The sequence below is a fragment of the Bradyrhizobium sp. CCBAU 65884 genome, from assembly GCF_028128835.1.
GTDB lineage: Bacteria > Pseudomonadota > Alphaproteobacteria > Rhizobiales > Xanthobacteraceae > Bradyrhizobium > Bradyrhizobium ottawaense.
The window spans coordinates 1-15,629 of sequence record NZ_LBJU01000105.1 but is presented as its reverse complement, the minus strand read 5'-3'; the positions used below and the strand labels follow the sequence as shown (position 1 = coordinate 15,629).

Below are 15,629 nucleotides of genomic sequence, written 5' to 3'. Positions count from 1 at the left end.
CGCGCTCCGGACGCGGCGCGCGCCGGTCCGGAGCGGAAGTCTTGCGGGTTCCGGCCCTCGCGGAGCGGCACACTGGACGATGCTTCGCATCGCCAGGGCCGCACCGCGTCCGGGACGCGAGAGCCTTACTTAGCTCTTGATCTCGGCAGCCCAGGTCTTCTCGATCAGGGTCACGACGCCTTCGGGCATCGGGATGTAGTCGAGCTCTTCAGCCGCCTTGCCGCCGCTCTTGAAGGCCCAGCGGAAGAACTTGATGGCTTCCTGCGAGGCCGCCTTGTCGGTGGCATCCTTGTGCATGAGGATGAAGGTCGCCGCCGTGATCGGCCACGACTTCTCGCCGGGCTGGTCGGTCAGGATGACGTAGTAGCCGGGCGCCTTGGCCCAGTCGGCGTTGGAAGCGGCCGCCTGGAAGGCTTCGACGGTCGGCTGCACCGGCTTGCCGGCCTTGTTGACGAGACCGGTGTAGGTCAGCTTGTTCTGCTTGGCATAGGCGTACTCGACGTAGCCGATCGAGTTCTTGGTCTGGCTGATATTGCCCGACACGCCTTCGTTGCCCTTGGCGCCGACGCCGACCGGCCACTCGACCGCGGTGCCCTCACCGACCTTGCTCTTCCAGTCCGCGCTGGCCTTGGCGAGATAGTTGGTGAAGTTGAAGGTGGTGCCCGAACCGTCCGAGCGGCGGACCACGGTGATGGCTTCCGAGGGCAGCTTCACGTTCGGATTGAGCTTCTTGATCGCGGCGTCGTCCCACTTGGTGATCTTGCCGAGATAGATGCTGGCGAGCGTCTCGCCGTCGAACACCATCTCGCCGGGCTTCACGCCCTCGAGGTTGACGACGGGGACGATGGCGCCCATCACCATCGGCCACTGGACGAGGCCGTCCTTCTCGAGCTGCTCGGCCTTGAGCGGCGCGTCGCTGGCGCCGAAGGTCACGGTCTTGGCCTGGATCTGCTTGATGCCGCCGCCGGAACCGATCGACTGGTAGTTCAGACCGTTGCCGGTCTCTTTCTTGTAGGCGTCAGCCCATTTGGAATAGATCGGGAACGGGAACGTCGCGCCGGCGCCGGTGATGTCGGCAGCAAAGGCCGCTGTCGCCGATGCGGCGACCAAGCCGGCAGCGACGATCGTCTTGAGGAAATTCATGCTGGTCTCCATACAGGGGAGCGAAGCGCCATCAGCGCCCGATCGCGCTCCCCGCGCCGCCCCTTTAGGAGCGGTCGGCTGTGCTTTTACGAAGGTTTCGTGACAGTCGGATGACACCCTCAAGCGATTGGAATCGCTTGAGTTCTAGATCTAAACTAAAGTCTTGGCCTGGGGAAAACAGGCGGTGAAAGTGGCGCCCTGCCGGGGCACACTTTCGATCAAAAGCCGGCCGCGATGGCGGTTAAGAATATGTTTCACCAGCGATAATCCGAGCCCGGTGCCGCCCTGCGAGCGGCTGTCGCCGACGTCGACCCGGTAGAACCGCTCGGTCAGCCGCGGCAGGTGCTCGGGCGCGATGCCGGGGCCGAAATCGCGGACCATGATCCGGATTTCCTGAGTTCCATCAGTGGCCGCGGCTGAGGTCAGCGACACGATGACGCGTCCGCCGGAGGCACCGTATTTGAGCGCGTTCTCGATCAAATTCTCGAACAGGCGGAGCAGCTCCTCGCGATCGCCCGCGATCATCACCGGACTATCCGGCAGATGGATCTCGACCTCGACCTGGCGCTCGCGCGCCAGCGGCTCGAGCCCGTCGGCGACCTGGCGGATGATCGGCAGCAAATCGACCAGGGTGTCGGGCCGGACATGGGCCGACAGCTCGACCCGCGACAGCGACAACAGATCGTCGATCAGGCGCGCCATGCGGGTGGCCTGGTTGTGCATGATGCCGAGGAAGCGTTCGCGCGCCTTGGGATCGTCCTTGGCCTGGCCCTGCAGCGTGTCGATGAAGCCCGACAGCGCGGCCAGCGGCGTGCGCAGCTCGTGGCTGGCATTGGCGACGAAGTCGGCGCGCATCTCCTCGACCCGGCGCAGCGGCGTCTGGTCGTGGAAGGTCATTAGCATGCATTTGTCGGCGCCGCCGAAGCTGGTCGGCACCGGCACCGGCGTGATCATGAGCTCCATCCAGCGATCGACCGGGACGTGGTCGAGATAGGTCGCGCGCCGCGGCTCGGTGGTCGCGATCGCTTCGCGCAGCGCCGTGATGATCTCCGGCGAGCGCAGCGCGAACTGGGCGAGCTCGTTCCGGCGCAGCGCCGGCGCGAGCTGGGCGGCGGCGGCGTTGAGGTGGATGACGCGGCCGGCGCGGTCGAGCAGCACCGCCGGATCCGGCATGCCGGCGACGACGGCGGCCACCGCCGCGCTCTCGACCGGGTTGATGCGCCTGACGTCGTCGCGCGACGCGGCGGGATCGTGCAGCCGCCACGGGATCAGCGCGGCCGCCGCGATACAGAGGAACACGATGGCGGCGTGCAGCGCCGACAGTTCGCCGAGCGAGACGACGACGGACAGCGCCAGCGCCGCGGCGATCAGGATCACGGTCGAATGCCGCAGCCGGTCGGACCAGGGCTGCGCGGAGGGAGAAGATGGGGCGTCGATCGCCATCGGGGCGGACTTCTCCTGGGGCTTGTCTGAAGGCCTGTCCAAATAAGGCTTGGCGCCGTCAGGCACCGCTGTCGCTGCGCTCTCTCACATAAGCGGCTTCACGCGCCGGGCCGGGGTCGAGCTTGAGCGCCGCCTGCTGCAAGCGCTTCGATCGTGCGCCGATGATAACTTCGCGAAACGTCAGCAAGATTACAGATATGACGAAGGGCGACAGATAATAGAGGACGCGGAACAGCAGCATGCCGCCCAGAAGTTCCTCGCGATCCATCTGCCAGAGGCCGACCAGCATGGCGGCGTCGAACACCCCGAGCCCGCCGGGCGAGTGGCTGGCGAAGCCGAGCAGGGTGGCCGAGACGAAGATCACCGCGACCACCACGAAGCCGAGATTGGGCTCGTCCGGGACCAGCACATACATCGCGAGCGCGCAGAAACCGAGATCGACGATGCCGATCGCGATCTGCAGCAGCGTCAGCGGGCCGCCCGGCAGCACCACGGTCCAGGGCCCGCGGCCGACCACGCGCGGCTGGGTCCAGACCCAGACCACATAGCCGACCAGCCCGACGATGATCATCAGCGCCAGCGCCCGGTTCAGCCAGGGCGGCAGCTGGTCGATCGAGGCGGCTGCCTCCGGATGATAGGAGATGCCGAGGCCGAGCACGGCGGCATTGCCGAGCCAGAAGGTCAGGCCGGCGAGGAAGCAGATCTTCGCGACGTCGATCGCGTTCAGCCCGTAGGCCGAATAGATGCGATAGCGCACCGCACCGCCGGTGAAGACGGATGCCCCGACATTGTGGCCGATCGAATAGCTGGTGAAGGCCGCGAGCGCGTTGATGCGATAGGGCACATGGGCATGGCCGATCGCGCGCACGGCGAACAGGTCGTAGAAGGTCAGGGTGAAATAGCCCGCGGTGACGAACAGCGCCGCCATCGCGATCTGGGTCGGCTCGGTGCTCTTGATCGCTTCGAGGACTTCGTTGAAATCGATGCCTCGCAGCATGTGGTAGAGCACATAGCAAGCGATGCCGATGACCGCGACGCTGATCACAACGCCAAGCTTATGCAGGACTTGCTTCTGGCGCAGAAACGACATCGCCCTGCGTATGGCTTCCAGCATCTAGACCTCGAACAACGCTTCAGCGGCCAGGGTGGCCGGCGAACAGGCGGACGACGCACAGGCACTCAACGAACCCTCGCCGCCGGCTCCGGTATCGCGCATGCCCCCCTGCCCTCCACTAGCGCGTTTTGGGGCGGAGTGGAATTCGCCAATTCGAACAAAAACACGTGCATTCAATATTTTAGGCAGGGTTGCGGGCTCCTGATGCACGGTTTGGCGCCTTCGGCGGCAGGACTTGAGGCGAATCTCCATGGCGATCCTGCGCAGGCGCCATGAAGTTTTGATGATTTCGGCCGCACAATGTTCCTGCACGCCTTAAGCCGACGTCTATCTATGGACCGCGTCAATCTATGGACCGCGCCGGCCCGTTGAAAGAGGGGGCAATCCCGGCGTCGTTCACGGGGTGTCCGATGCGCCGGAAGGTCGCGGGCCCCGGGCGCGGCCTCAAGGCGCGGTCAAATAGCCGCGACCATAGGCTCCGGCCTGGTCTTCGAAGATCGCCATGGCCGTGGTCATCCGCCTGAAGCCCAGGCGTTCGTAAAATCCTTCCTTGCCCGGGACGGCGTAGAGGATGACCTTGCGATGGCCGCGGCAACGCACAAGCAAACGCTCGATAATGTCGCGGCCGAGACCTCGCCCCTGGCGGTCCGGGTGCACGGCGATATCACAGAGATAGGCGCAGTCGCGGCCGTCGGCCAGGACGCGTCCCGCCCCCACGATGCGACCATCCTCATTGGCGAAGGCGCGAAACATGCTGTTGCCGAACACCAGCGCGAGATCGGCCGGCGCCTTGTTGCCGAGCGGCGCGATGCGATAGAGCTCGGATAGCTCATTCCAGTCGATCCCGGCGAGATCGTCGGCCCAGACAATCGACATCGCGAAGACCCTCCCCGGCTCAGTCCCGCGCGGCGGTGACGGCAGCGACGATTTCGTCGCCGTCAGGAAAATGTCCTTTGCTGCGGCTGGCGACGATCCGGTCACCGAGCTTGACCTGGAAGACGCCACCCTTGCCGGGGACGAGATCGGATTCCAGCCCTAGCTGCCGGCGCAGCGCCACGGCCGCCTCTTTGGCACGCTTCTCGTAGCCGCACGGCCGGCAATAGATGATGGTTACGTCGGACATCTCGTCCTCCTTCAGGCCGCAAGCTGGGGACGCACCGCTTCAATGCCGGCGATCCAGCCGGCAACGGAACGACCGATCGCGTCGGGGTGGTCTTCCTGGAGATAGTGCAGGCCGGGCCCGAGGCGGACAAGCGCGCAGTGCTTCAGCGAGGCAGCGAACGTCTCGGCAAATTCGGGGGCGACGATGGCGCCCGGCTCGCCTGCGAACAGCAGCTTCGGATATGCGGACGCCTTGAGCGACGCATGAGCCGATCGAAGCGCTTCATAGACGTCGGCGGGCTCGCCGGCGATCGGCAATTCCCGAGGCAAGGCAAGCACGGGACGGCGGCTGTCCGGGGTCGGAAAGGGCGCGCGATAAGGCGCCATCTCGTCGTCGCTCAAGGTGCGCACGATGCCGCCCGGCAGCACGCGTTCGACGAAGGCGTTCGCCTTCAGGATCATGGCCTCTCCGTCGCCTTGCGTCCTGAACTTGCGGAAAGTCTGGCGCGCAGTTTCGGCCTGGTGGAAATCCTGCCAGGTCGGCATCGGCCGGATGAACTCCATGAAGGCGAGGCCGCGCACGAAGGCCGGCCGGCGCGCCGCGAGATGAAATGCGAGCGCCGTGCCCCAATCCTGCGCAACGAGATAGGCTGAGCTGATGCCGAGTTCCTCGATCAGCGCGTCGAGATAGCGGACGTGGTCGAAGAAGCGGTAGGCGATGTCGGGCTTGCCCGACCGGCCGAAACCGATGAGATCGGGCGCGATGCAGTGCGCCACAGGCGCCACCAGCGGCAGGATGTTTCGCCAGATATGCGACGACGTCGGATTACCGTGAAGGAAGAGCGCGACCGGCGCATCCTGCGCACCTGTGTCGCGATACGCCATCGTGCTTCCCAGCACGGAGGCGCTTCGGATCTGGATCTCGGCTTGCTGGCTCATGTCGGCTCCTTGAAGACGGTCTTGAATGCGATGGACTTGAAACGCTCGAGCGGCTTGGACGTGCGGTCGACCTTCATGCGCAGGATCGCGCCCTGCCAGGACGCGAGCAGGAAGTCGGCAAGCTCCTCCGGCTCGAATTCGGAATCGATCTCGCCGCTTCTCTGCGCCTCGCTGATGCAGGCAGCGAAGGGCATGCGCCATTCGGCAAAGATTTCGGCAAGGCGGGTGCGCAGCATCTCGCTGCTGCCGCCCGCTTCCAGGCTGAGATCGCCGATCAGGCAGCCGCGTCCGTAGCCGTCGGCTTCGAGCCGTCCGGTGATGATGTCGAGATAGCGTTTGAGCCGCGCCCGCGGGGTCAGCGATGCGTCTTCAAGAGCCTCCGCGACCAATCCCTTCGTGATCTCGAAATAGCGATCGAGCACCTCGGAGGCGAACGCTTCCTTGGAGCGAAAATGATTGGTGAAGGACCCCTGCGGGGCGCCTGCCGCAGTGGTGACATCGCGCACGCTGGTGCCGTGATAGCCGGTCCGGAACATGACCTTGAGACCGGCGTCGAGGATGGCGTCTTTGAGTGAGGGTTTGGGCATGGAGCAATAATACGTACGTACGTATTATTGTCAAGCGCAGCGTTTGACGTCTCTCTCGACGACGTGTCCGAACAGAAAGGGGGCTGGCGGCGGAGCTTCAGCCGGTCCGCATGCTGCGCGAGACCACGCGGTCGCGCAGCCAGGCGCCGATGGTGCAGCCGACCAGGTAGCAGGCGAACATGATCAGGCCGAGGTCGAGCCAGTAGCCGAAGCGGCCGGGGACGACGCGTGCGAACGAGGCCGCGACCAGGGCGGCAGCAAGCGCGGCGAGCCAGCGCGCCGTCACCTTCGAGGTGCCGTTGCCGCGCTGGACCACCGAGATCCAGCCCATGCAAAAGCCCAGCAGCAGCGAGCCGATCAGCCAGCCCAGATGGAACGAGACGAGATAGGGCATCGTCACCTCACCAGGAATTCGATACGGCGGTTCTGCGCCTTGCCTTCGTCGGTGTCGTTGCCGGCGAGCGGCTGCGTGCTGCCATGGCCGACCGCGGTGAAGCGGCTGGCGAGCAGGCCGGCCTTGACCAGATAGTCGATCACCGCCTGTGCGCGCTTCTCGGAGAGAGCGCGGTTGAAGCCGTCCTCGCCGTCGGCATCGGTATGCCCGGCGACCTCGACATTGGTGGTCGGGCAGCGCAGCGCCGTCTCGATCAGATGATCGAGGATGGCGGCGGAATCCGGATCGATGTCGGCCCGCTTTGCTGCGAAGCGGATCTTGCCCTTGGCCAGGAGCTCGGAGAACAATTGCTGGCACACGGTGCCGTCGACCGGGCCTGCCGCCGGCTTCACGGTGATCTCCGGCTTGTACTGCCAGTTTTTCGGGAAGTTCTTGCCGAGACCTGCGCGGATGTCGTTGGCCGCGCCCTCGTAGAGCGCATCGCCCGACAGCTTCACCTCGCGGTCGGAGACGACGAGCGTGCCGGTCGACAGTCGCGACAGTGCGCCGAGCGCTGCGATCACCGCGGTGTTGAAGGAGCCGGGCGCGCCGATGCTGGCCTTGAGATTGTCGACGACCTTTTCGGTGAAGAATTTTCGCGCGGCGCTGGTGGCGATCGCCGCGTGGATGGTGTTGTCGGGAACATAGCCGGTCAGCGTCACGGTCGCGGCGACCGGATCCTTGTAGGCCTGGAAGATATAGGGCGGCGCCTTGACGTCGTTGGCGGCAATCGAAAAGCCCTCGGGCAGGTTCTTCAGCGCGGCCACGATCGCCTCGCGGCCACCGAGATCGCGCGCCATGCCCGACAGATTGACCTTGGTGTCCGTGATCGTGATCTTGCCGTCCTTCAGCTTGCCGATCTGGTCCAGCAACAGCGTCGCTGCGGCCTCGAACCGCGGCGGCGCACCGCGCGCCAGCCCCATCTGGTCGGCCACTTCGACGCCGCCAAGCTCCTTGCGGGCCGCCTCGGTCAGCCGGCCCTTCATCGACGGCAACGGCGCGGAGCCTGACAGCGTCACCCGCACCACGTCGCGCTCGGCGTTCCAGACGAAGGGCTTGGCCTCGGGAACAAGGCGGGTCCGGTCGTCGACCAGGCGGACGCCGGGGACGGTCTCGACCGCCATCACGGCATCCCGCCGCCCCTCCTCGGAGAAGGCGTCCGCGGCCAGGCTGACATCGCGGCCATCGACCGCGATCCGGGTCTTGTCCAGAACGGTATCTTTCAGCGCAGCCGAGCTGCGCGCCGACAGGTCGGCTTCGACCGGTAAGGTATTATTCCAGGCCGCAAATCCCCACATGACGGCCAAGGGGATCAGCCCCGGCCACCATTTGCTGGCCCACGTAAAAAGCTTCTTCATTCGACGACCCGAACTCTGGAACCGGAGACAAAACAAACCCTTGGCAGGCTGTCAAACCGGAAATGGTGCCCTTGCGAAGGCCCCACCCGGACAATCGGAATAACTTTTTCTTCAAGGGTTCTTCCGTAAGTTGAAAGCGGAATGCCAGAGTCCGCCAGCGGGTCATGAAACAACTGCGTAACAACGTCATCCGCGCCGGGCTGGGAGCACTCTATTTCAGCGGGGCGCACCACCTGCTGCGCCCGCTTTTGTCGGGCGTCGGCGCCATTTTCATGCTGCACCACGTGCGACCGGCCCGCGAGGCCGCGTTCCAGCCGAACCGGCATCTCGAAGTCACCCCCGAATTCCTGCGCGCGACGCTGTGCCATCTGCGCTCGCGCGACATCGACATCGTCAGCATGGACGAGCTGCATGAGCGGCTGGTGCAGGGCCGGTTCGACCGCCGCTTCGCCGCCTTCACCCTCGATGACGGCTATCGCGATAATCTGGACTATGCGCTGCCCGTGCTGCGCGAATTTGACGCGCCTCTGGCGGTCTATGTCGCGAGCGATTTTGCCGAGGGCACTGGACGGCTGTGGTGGGCGGCGCTGGAGGCCGTGATCGCCAAGACCGAGCAGGTCGACGTCAGGGTAGGCCATTCCGCGCTGCGGCTCGATGCGACGACCCCCGCGGCCAAGCAGGCAACGTTCGACCGCCTGCACGACTGGCTGCGCGCACTACCGGGCGAGCACGATCTGGCGCGAGAGATCGAGGCGCTCTGCACGACATACGACGTCGACATGGAAGCGCTGTGCCGCAGCCTCTGCCTGTCCTGGGCCGAGGTGAAGAGCTTTGCCGCCGATCCGCTGGTCACGATCGGCGCGCATAGCGTCAGCCATTGCAACCTCGCCAAGCTGGCCGAAGACGTCGCCGCGCAGGAGATCGCCACGAGCCGCGCACGGATCGAGCAGGCGCTGCAGCGGCCCGTGCTGCATCTCGCCTATCCCTATGGCGACCGCGAGGCCGCGGGGATGCGCGAATTCGGCCTTGCTGCAACGGCGGGCTTCAAGACCGCGGTAACGACGCGGCCCGGCATGCTGTTCGCCGACAATGCCGCCCACATGACGGCGCTGCCGCGCGTCTCGCTCAACGGCAACTACCAGGACGCGCGAATCCTGCCGGTGCTGACCTCGGGCGCCGCGACCGCGATGTGGAACGGTTTCCGCCGGATCGCGGCGGCGTAGCCGCTGCAATCTCCGCTGTCGTCCCGGACAAGCGCGCCCAAAGCGCGCGCCGATCCGGGAGCCATACCGCGTGATCCATCGATTGCGGTTGGTAGATGTACCGAACAACCAATCTTCGCCAAACATCTCCCTGTGGTTATGGATCCCGGATCTGCGCCTACGCTTGTCCGGGACGACACCGAGTAGGTTGGACCGCCGTCGCGCCACACTCCCATCTCCTCCACGCGCGGCCTTCCTTGACTCCCCTTCCCTCCCCGCCCAAAACATTGCCAACCCAGGGAGGCACCATGTTCAACGATCTGTTCTCGCTCAAAGGCCGCGTCGCGCTGGTGACCGGCGGCTCGCGCGGCATCGGCAAGATGATCGCGGCGGGATATCTCAGCGCCGGCGCGGCGAAGGTCTACATCACCGCGCGCAAGGCGGGGCCGTGTGAGGCCACCGCCAAGGAGCTCACTGCGCAATATGACGGCGAGTGCATCGCGCTACCGATCGACATCTCGACTGTCGAAGGCTGCGACAGGCTCGCCGGCGAAATCATCAAGCTCGAGCCGAAGCTCGACATCCTCGTCAACAATGCCGGAGCTGCCTGGGGCGCGGAGTTCGACGAATTCCCCGAAAGCGGCTGGGACAAGGTGATGGACCTCAACGTCAAGTCGCTGTTCTTCCTGACCAAGGCGCTGGCCAAGCCACTGCGCGCGGCTGCAAGTCCGGAACGTCCGGCCAAGGTGATCAACATCGCCTCTGTCGACGGCATCTTCGTCAATCCGAGCGAGACCTATTCCTACGCCGCCAGCAAGGCCGCCGTGATCCACCTGACCCGGCGCATGGCGACGAAATTGATCAAGGACAACATCAACGTCACCGCAATCGCGCCGGGCGCGTTCAAATCCGACATGAACCGGGCCGCGCGCGACCATTCGGAAGAAGTCGCAAAGCGCATTCCGGCGCGTCGGATCGGGACCGACGAGGACATGGCGGGGCTGGCGATCTATCTCGCCTCGCGCGCGGGTGACTACGTGGTCGGTAACACCATCGCCGTCGATGGCGGCGTGGTGTATGCGAATGCCGGGCTGGAGATCGCGGGGTAGCAGAACCGGGGGGACTAAGCGAGCGATTGCGCTAGCTGATAGATGCGACGCCCTCACCCCATATTTAGTGTCGTCCCGGACAAGCGAGCAAAGCGAGAGCAGATCCGGGATCCATAACCACAGGGAGGAGTTTGGCGAAGACTCGTGGTTGCCTGCTCGCTCGCGCTACGACCTCTCCCTGTGGTTATGGGTCCCTGACCTGCACAAACGCCCGGCAACGCTATGCGTTGCCGGGCGTTTGCTTGTCCGGGACGACAGTTGAGGATGAGGCCGCGCCTACGACTCGATCTTCACGTATTCGAAATCGCCGGGCTTGTTGTCGATGCCGACCTTCGGCGGCGAAATCCACGAGGCGAACTTGCCGCTCTCGGTGACGGGCTGCATCAGGGAGGTGATGAAGTCGCCGTCGGCCGTCGAGGGCAGCCACTCGTCCTTGCGCTTGGCCCAGGTGGCGTCGTCGATCAACAGACCGTCGGGCGTCGCTCGCACGTCCTTGAACTCGCCGATGTGGCGGTGGAAGGCGACGTTGGGCAAGGTCAGCTTGAAGTCGTAGCCCGCGGTCGAGATCACCTTGTTCCAGCGCAGCATGCCCTTGACGCAATCCTGGCTGTAATCGTCGCGCAGGCGCATGTTGAGCGCGGTCAGCGCCGGCTCGTCGACCAGCTTGATCTCGCCGTTGATGAACTTCAGCACGGGATAGGTGGCGTTCTTGAGCTGGTGATCGTCCTCGATCTGGGTCTCGTGATAGCGACCCTTGATGCCGGCGTTGAAGGCGTTGGCTGCGTTGGTCGAGACCTCCGAGCCAAACAGATCGAGCGACAGCGTATAGTGCAGGTTCAGCTTCTTCTGGATGGTCGGAAGATCGATCACCCCGAGCGCGCGGACTTTCGCGATGTCGGTGGGATCGGTGACGCCGGCCTCGCGCATCGCATCGCAGGTGCGCTGCACGACGCGGGTGATGCCGGTCTCGCCGACGAACATGTGGTGCGCTTCTTCCGTGAGCATGAAGCGGCAGGTGCGCGACAGCGGATCGAAGCCGGACTGCGCGAGCGAGTGCAGCTGCATCTTGCCGTCGCGGTCGGTGAAATAGGTGAACATGAAGAAGGACAGCCAGTCCGGCGTCGCCTCGTTGAAGGCGCCCAGCATGCGCGGGGCATCAGCATCGCCGGAGCGGCGGCGCAGCAAATCATCTGCTTCCTCACGGCCGTCGCGGCCGAAATATTTCTGCAGCAGATAGACCATCGCCCAGAGGTGGCGGCCTTCCTCGACATTGACCTGGAACAGGTTGCGCATGTCGTAGAGCGAGGGCGCGGTCTTGCCGAGATGACGCTGCTGCTCGACCGAGGCCGGCTCGGTGTCGCCCTGGATCACGATCAGACGGCGCAGCATGGCGCGATGCTCGCCCGGGACTTCCTGCCAGGCCGGCTCGCCGTAGTGCTCGCCGAACGGCACGACGCGATTTTCCTCCTGCGGCGCGAGGAGAATGCCCCAGCGATAGTCGGGCATGCGGACATAGTCGAACTTGGCCCAGCCGCGCGGATCGACCGAATAGGCGGTGCGCAAATAGACCAGCGATTCCTGGAAGCCTTCCGGCCCCATGTCGCTCCACCAATCCATGTAGCCGGGATGCCAGCCTTCGAGCGCTTTGAGCACCTGGCGATCTTCGGCGAGATTGACGTTGTTGGGAATCTTGGTCGAGTAGTCGACGTTCATGATGTTCATGTTCATGGCCGTGCTCTCCTTGGTCTGTCTCTTGTCCCGGACGCAGTGCGGCGCGAAGTGCTGCACTGCTGAGCCGGGACCCATTGTTCGGTCCACTATGGGTCCCGGTTCTGCGCAGCGTCACTTCGTGCCGCAGCGCGCCCGGGACACGAAAAGCTAAACCCGCGTCATATCGAATTTCGGCTTCTGCCCGCTGCCGTAGCGGCGCAGCGCGCCTTCCTCGCCGACGGCGTTCGGGCGCTGGAAGATCCAGTTCTGCCACGCGGTCAGGCGCGAGAAGATTTTCGATTCCATCGTCTCCGGGCCGACGAAGCGCAGGCTGGCTTCCATGCCGGTGAGGCTGTCCGGCGAGAAGCTGGCGCGCTCCTCCAGGAACACGCGGACCTCGTCGTCCCAGTCGATGTCGTCGAGCGCGAAGGTGACGAGGCCGAGCTCCTCGGCCTGCTCGGCATCGAGCGCGGTGCCCATCGTGGCTTCGGCGCGCTCCACATCCGACGGATCAGCCTGGAAGCGCGACTCCAGCCGCGTCAGGCCGTGGCTCATCGGATACGGGCCGAAATTCATGGCGGAGAGCTCGATCGACGGCGGCGGACGGTTGTCGCCCTGGCGCGTGCCGATCAGCATGTAGGAGCGGTCGGCGGCGAAGACGAGTTCGGCCAAGGTGCCGGCAAAGCAGGAGCCGGGCTCGACCAGCGTCACCAGCGTGCGCGAGGTGACGTCGATGCGCTTGAGCACGCGCTTCCAGTAATGGCGGATTTCGTTGACCAGCCAGTGCGCCTTGTTGGCTTCGAGGAAGGCATCGTGCGCGAGCACATGAGCGCGATCGCCATGGCTCTTGAACACCAGCATGGCGATCTCGAGCTCGTTGATGCGCAAGTGCAGGATGGCGTCGTCGAGCTCACGCGCGACCTGGAGCGGCCAGAACGACGCGCCTTGCGCCATCATGCCGTCGATGTCGGCGGGTGCTGCGGCCTCCGGCGCCTTGATGGAGATGGTGGCGATGCGGGCCGTGCGGTCGATATCGACGGTGACGAAGCCGTAGCGGATGCTGGTCGCGTCGATGACGCGCTTGAGCTGTGTCAGCGCGATGCCCTTGCCGCTGCCCTTGCGCTTCGAGGCCGCAGCGAACTCCTTGGCACGCTCGGCGATCTTGCCTTCGAGCTTCGAGTTCGGCGCGATCTCGTCGACGAGGCGCCATTGCACGGCGCGCTTGCCCTTCACGCCCTCCTCGATGGTGCAGAAAAAGTCAGCATGGTCGCGGCGCACCTTGCGCTTGTCGACCACGCGGGTGAGGCCACCGGTGCCCGGCAGCACCGCGAGCAGCGGCACTTCGGGCAGCGCCACCGAGGAAGCGCCATCGTCGGCGAGGATGATATGGTCGGTCGCAAGCGCCAGCTCATAACCGCCGCCGGCGGCCGAGCCGTTCACCACGGTGATGAAGCGCTGGCCGGAATTCTCGGACGAATCCTCCATGCCGTTGCGGGTCTCGTTGGTGAACTTGCAGAAGTTCACCTTGTGGGCATGGGTGGAGCCCGCGAGCATGCGGATGTTGGCGCCGGCGCAGAACACCCGGTTCTTGGCCGAGCGCATCACCACGACCTTCACCTCCGGATGCTCGAAGCGCAGGCGCTGGACCGCATCCGCCAGCTCGATGTCCACGCCGAGATCGTAGGAGTTGAGCTTGAGCAGATAGCCCTCGAACAGGCCGCCATTCTCGTCGACGTCCATGGTCAGCGTCGCGACGTCACCCTCGACCGCGAGCTTCCAGTGCCGGTAGCGGGACGGTTCGGTCTGGAAATCGATGAATGTCGCGCCGCCTGCGAGGCGCCGATCTTCCCCGGCCATGGGCCACCCTTGAGCTCGTTTTGGTTTACCGTTAGATGCACAATAGTGCATCTTTTTGGATGCGTCTAGCCCTTAACCGCCAACGCATGCACTTTGTTTCATGCAGTCGGCCAGGACCGCACAATCGCGCCAAGCGCGATCCAGTCGGCCTTCGCGAGCTGCGGGCGGCCGATCTTGGCCCGGAGCAGCGCCACCAGGGCCGCGACCGGAAAGCTCTCGACGAAGCCGTCGCCGCCGCTTGCGACCTTGCGCGCGCTCAACGCGCGCAGCTCGGTCAGCGCGTCGCCGAACAGGCGCGCGGCCGAATGCGCCTTCTGCATGCGCAAACGCAGATTGGCGTTGGCGATGTGGATGCAGGCTCGCAGCAGAATGCGTTCGCGGCCGCTTTGCGGGGCTGCGGCCCACACCGTCTCCAGCACCTCCTGCGCTTCCCAGAAATAACCGCGGTCGTTGAGCGCGAGCCCGTAGCGCAGCGCCGGATGGCGGGCCGGCACGTGGCCGCGAAAGGCCGAGGGTACCAGCGCCTTGGCCAAGCGAAGCGTATCGTCATCGGCCTCGACGGCGCCGGTCTCGCCCGGCACATAGGCCCATTGCGGCCAGGGCAATTGGCCGGTCACATGTGAAGGCACATTCATGGGTGTGCCTCCGCATAATCATGCGGCGCGTACCCCGAGTCCCTGATCGTCGCGCAGGGCCGCTTTTGCAAATTGCTCAATCGCGTCAAGCGTCGCCCCCGGCGCTTCACGATGCGGGGAATGGCCCGCGCCTGAAATGACTTTAAAATCTATCGGACAGTAACACTCTTCCTGCGCAATTTCGACCTGACGCAATGTCCCATATTGGTCGCCAGCACCTTGCAGGACCATGATGGGTACGCGGATATAGGCCAGGTATTCCGAGATGTCCCAGTCGCGGAATTTCGGATCGAGCCAGGCGCCGTTCCAGCCGTAGAAGGCGTTGTCGACGTCCTTGTGCCAGCGCGCCAGCTTGGCCTTCAGGTCCGTGGTCTCGAAGCTGGTCTTGATCGCGGCAATCGATTCCACCGAGATGTCCTCGACGATGAAATGCGGCGCGATCAGCACGAGGCCGCTCAGGCGGTGGTCCTGATGCGCGCCGGCATAGATCGTTGCGATCGAGGCGCCGTCCGAATGGCCGAGCAGCAGGCCGCGCTTGAAGCCGATCGCATCGAGCAGCTTCGGCAGCACGTCCAGCGCCTCGCGCTGCATGTAGTCCAGCGGCCGCGGCAATTTCACCGGGCTCGACTGGCCGTAGCCGGCGCGCGAATAGGCGAAGATGCCGGCGCCGGTGGCTTGTTGCAGCTTCTCGGGAAAATCGCCCCAGAGCCCGACCGAGCCGAGCCCTTCGTGCAGCATGACGATGGTCGGCGCGTCCGCGGCCTCAGGCGCGAGCCATTTGTATTCGAGGCTGGCGCCGTCGACGCTGAGGAAGCCGGTGGGGGTGAGGTTGGTCATTTCGCGCTCTTCTCTCTCCGTCGTCATGCCCGGGCTTGACCCGGGCATCCACGTCTTTCCTCGTACGCGGCGACGCGTGGATGGCCGGGACAAGTGTTTAGTCCGGGGACATGGCTGACACCTGTTCGGACACATCACTGACAGGTTGGCCATTGGTCAAG

General features: G+C 65.0%; 15 protein-coding genes. 2 read left to right on the top strand and 13 right to left on the bottom strand.

The window, feature by feature from the left end; all coding sequences use genetic code 11:
• Nucleotides 1-129: 129 nt before the first annotated feature.
• From pstS to XI03_RS11475, 9 genes are all read right to left on the bottom strand, one after another.
• Nucleotides 130-1,143, bottom strand: coding sequence for a phosphate ABC transporter substrate-binding protein PstS (gene pstS / locus XI03_RS11515; RefSeq protein ID WP_028139782.1), 1,014 nt, complete (start codon nt 1,141-1,143; stop codon nt 130-132).
• A gap of 150 nt (nt 1,144-1,293) precedes the next feature.
• Nucleotides 1,294-2,586, bottom strand: coding sequence for an ATP-binding protein (locus XI03_RS11510; protein WP_152102259.1), 1,293 nt, complete (start codon nt 2,584-2,586; stop codon nt 1,294-1,296).
• Nucleotides 2,587-2,644: 58 nt separating this feature from the next.
• Nucleotides 2,645-3,700: a lysylphosphatidylglycerol synthase domain-containing protein gene (locus XI03_RS11505; protein WP_028139780.1), complete on the bottom strand. Its 1,056-nt coding sequence runs from the start codon at nt 3,698-3,700 to the stop codon at nt 2,645-2,647.
• A gap of 444 nt (nt 3,701-4,144) precedes the next feature.
• The gene (locus XI03_RS11500; RefSeq protein WP_038946906.1) at nt 4,145-4,576 is read right to left on the bottom strand and encodes a GNAT family N-acetyltransferase; all 432 of its coding nucleotides are present in this window, start codon (nt 4,574-4,576) and stop codon (nt 4,145-4,147) included.
• Nucleotides 4,577-4,595: 19 nt separating this feature from the next.
• Nucleotides 4,596-4,823, bottom strand: coding sequence for an Rdx family protein (locus XI03_RS11495; protein WP_038946905.1), 228 nt, complete (start codon nt 4,821-4,823; stop codon nt 4,596-4,598).
• A gap of 11 nt (nt 4,824-4,834) precedes the next feature.
• Complete coding sequence (locus tag XI03_RS11490) at nt 4,835-5,740, bottom strand: haloalkane dehalogenase (protein ID WP_271592197.1); 906 nt, start codon at nt 5,738-5,740, stop codon at nt 4,835-4,837.
• A complete protein-coding gene (locus XI03_RS11485) occupies nt 5,737-6,327 on the bottom strand; it encodes a TetR/AcrR family transcriptional regulator (protein ID WP_095425033.1) in 591 nt (196 codons plus the stop codon). The genes XI03_RS11490 and XI03_RS11485 overlap by 4 nt, the downstream gene beginning before the upstream one ends.
• A gap of 97 nt (nt 6,328-6,424) precedes the next feature.
• Nucleotides 6,425-6,721 carry a hypothetical protein gene (locus XI03_RS11480; protein WP_028139775.1) on the bottom strand — a complete coding sequence of 99 codons (297 nt, stop codon included), beginning with the start codon at nt 6,719-6,721 and terminating at the stop codon, nt 6,425-6,427.
• Between the two features lie 2 nt (nt 6,722-6,723).
• Nucleotides 6,724-8,118 carry an OmpA family protein gene (locus tag XI03_RS11475; protein WP_271592196.1) on the bottom strand — a complete coding sequence of 465 codons (1,395 nt, stop codon included), beginning with the start codon at nt 8,116-8,118 and terminating at the stop codon, nt 6,724-6,726.
• A 164-nt stretch (nt 8,119-8,282) separates the two neighbouring features.
• Here XI03_RS11475 and XI03_RS11470 point away from each other — a divergent pair, with 164 nt between their 5' ends.
• On the top strand, nt 8,283-9,341 hold the full coding sequence (locus XI03_RS11470) for a polysaccharide deacetylase family protein (protein WP_028139773.1): 1,059 nt from the start codon (nt 8,283-8,285) through the stop codon (nt 9,339-9,341).
• Nucleotides 9,342-9,628: 287 nt separating this feature from the next.
• Complete coding sequence (locus XI03_RS11465) at nt 9,629-10,429, top strand: SDR family oxidoreductase (protein ID WP_038946902.1); 801 nt, start codon at nt 9,629-9,631, stop codon at nt 10,427-10,429.
• 276 nt (nt 10,430-10,705) lie between these two features.
• On the opposite strand, the gene boxB is transcribed toward XI03_RS11465, so the two are convergent.
• The 4 genes from boxB to XI03_RS11445 form a co-directional block, all read right to left on the bottom strand.
• Nucleotides 10,706-12,157, bottom strand: a complete 1,452-nt coding sequence (gene boxB / locus XI03_RS11460; RefSeq protein ID WP_271592195.1) for a benzoyl-CoA 2,3-epoxidase subunit BoxB — start codon at nt 12,155-12,157, stop codon at nt 10,706-10,708.
• A gap of 150 nt (nt 12,158-12,307) precedes the next feature.
• Nucleotides 12,308-13,996 carry a 2,3-epoxybenzoyl-CoA dihydrolase gene (boxC, locus tag XI03_RS11455; protein ID WP_152102255.1) on the bottom strand — a complete coding sequence of 563 codons (1,689 nt, stop codon included), beginning with the start codon at nt 13,994-13,996 and terminating at the stop codon, nt 12,308-12,310.
• A gap of 98 nt (nt 13,997-14,094) precedes the next feature.
• Nucleotides 14,095-14,631, bottom strand: a complete 537-nt coding sequence (locus tag XI03_RS11450; protein WP_271592194.1) for a DUF309 domain-containing protein — start codon at nt 14,629-14,631, stop codon at nt 14,095-14,097.
• 18 nt (nt 14,632-14,649) lie between these two features.
• Nucleotides 14,650-15,468, bottom strand: coding sequence for an alpha/beta fold hydrolase (locus XI03_RS11445; protein ID WP_271592193.1), 819 nt, complete (start codon nt 15,466-15,468; stop codon nt 14,650-14,652).
• Between the last annotated feature and the right edge of the window lie 161 nt (nt 15,469-15,629).

What these genes read in the sequence shown, in the direction of transcription:
- pstS (WP_028139782.1), bottom strand. Translation starts at nt 1,143, where the DNA reads ATGAATTTCCTCAAGACGATCGTCGCTGCCGGCTTGGTCGCCGCATCG.
- XI03_RS11510 (WP_152102259.1), bottom strand. Translation starts at nt 2,586, where the DNA reads ATGGCGATCGACGCCCCATCTTCTCCCTCCGCGCAGCCCTGGTCCGAC.
- XI03_RS11505 (WP_028139780.1), bottom strand. Translation starts at nt 3,700, where the DNA reads ATGCTGGAAGCCATACGCAGGGCGATGTCGTTTCTGCGCCAGAAGCAA.
- XI03_RS11500 (WP_038946906.1), bottom strand. Translation starts at nt 4,576, where the DNA reads ATGTCGATTGTCTGGGCCGACGATCTCGCCGGGATCGACTGGAATGAG.
- XI03_RS11495 (WP_038946905.1), bottom strand. Translation starts at nt 4,823, where the DNA reads ATGTCCGACGTAACCATCATCTATTGCCGGCCGTGCGGCTACGAGAAG.
- XI03_RS11490 (WP_271592197.1), bottom strand. Translation starts at nt 5,740, where the DNA reads ATGAGCCAGCAAGCCGAGATCCAGATCCGAAGCGCCTCCGTGCTGGGA.
- XI03_RS11485 (WP_095425033.1), bottom strand. Translation starts at nt 6,327, where the DNA reads ATGCCCAAACCCTCACTCAAAGACGCCATCCTCGACGCCGGTCTCAAG.
- XI03_RS11480 (WP_028139775.1), bottom strand. Translation starts at nt 6,721, where the DNA reads ATGCCCTATCTCGTCTCGTTCCATCTGGGCTGGCTGATCGGCTCGCTG.
- XI03_RS11475 (WP_271592196.1), bottom strand. Translation starts at nt 8,118, where the DNA reads ATGAAGAAGCTTTTTACGTGGGCCAGCAAATGGTGGCCGGGGCTGATC.
- XI03_RS11470 (WP_028139773.1), top strand. Translation starts at nt 8,283, where the DNA reads ATGAAACAACTGCGTAACAACGTCATCCGCGCCGGGCTGGGAGCACTC.
- XI03_RS11465 (WP_038946902.1), top strand. Translation starts at nt 9,629, where the DNA reads ATGTTCAACGATCTGTTCTCGCTCAAAGGCCGCGTCGCGCTGGTGACC.
- boxB (WP_271592195.1), bottom strand. Translation starts at nt 12,157, where the DNA reads ATGAACATGAACATCATGAACGTCGACTACTCGACCAAGATTCCCAAC.
- boxC (WP_152102255.1), bottom strand. Translation starts at nt 13,996, where the DNA reads ATGGCCGGGGAAGATCGGCGCCTCGCAGGCGGCGCGACATTCATCGAT.
- XI03_RS11450 (WP_271592194.1), bottom strand. Translation starts at nt 14,631, where the DNA reads ATGAATGTGCCTTCACATGTGACCGGCCAATTGCCCTGGCCGCAATGG.
- XI03_RS11445 (WP_271592193.1), bottom strand. Translation starts at nt 15,468, where the DNA reads ATGACCAACCTCACCCCCACCGGCTTCCTCAGCGTCGACGGCGCCAGC.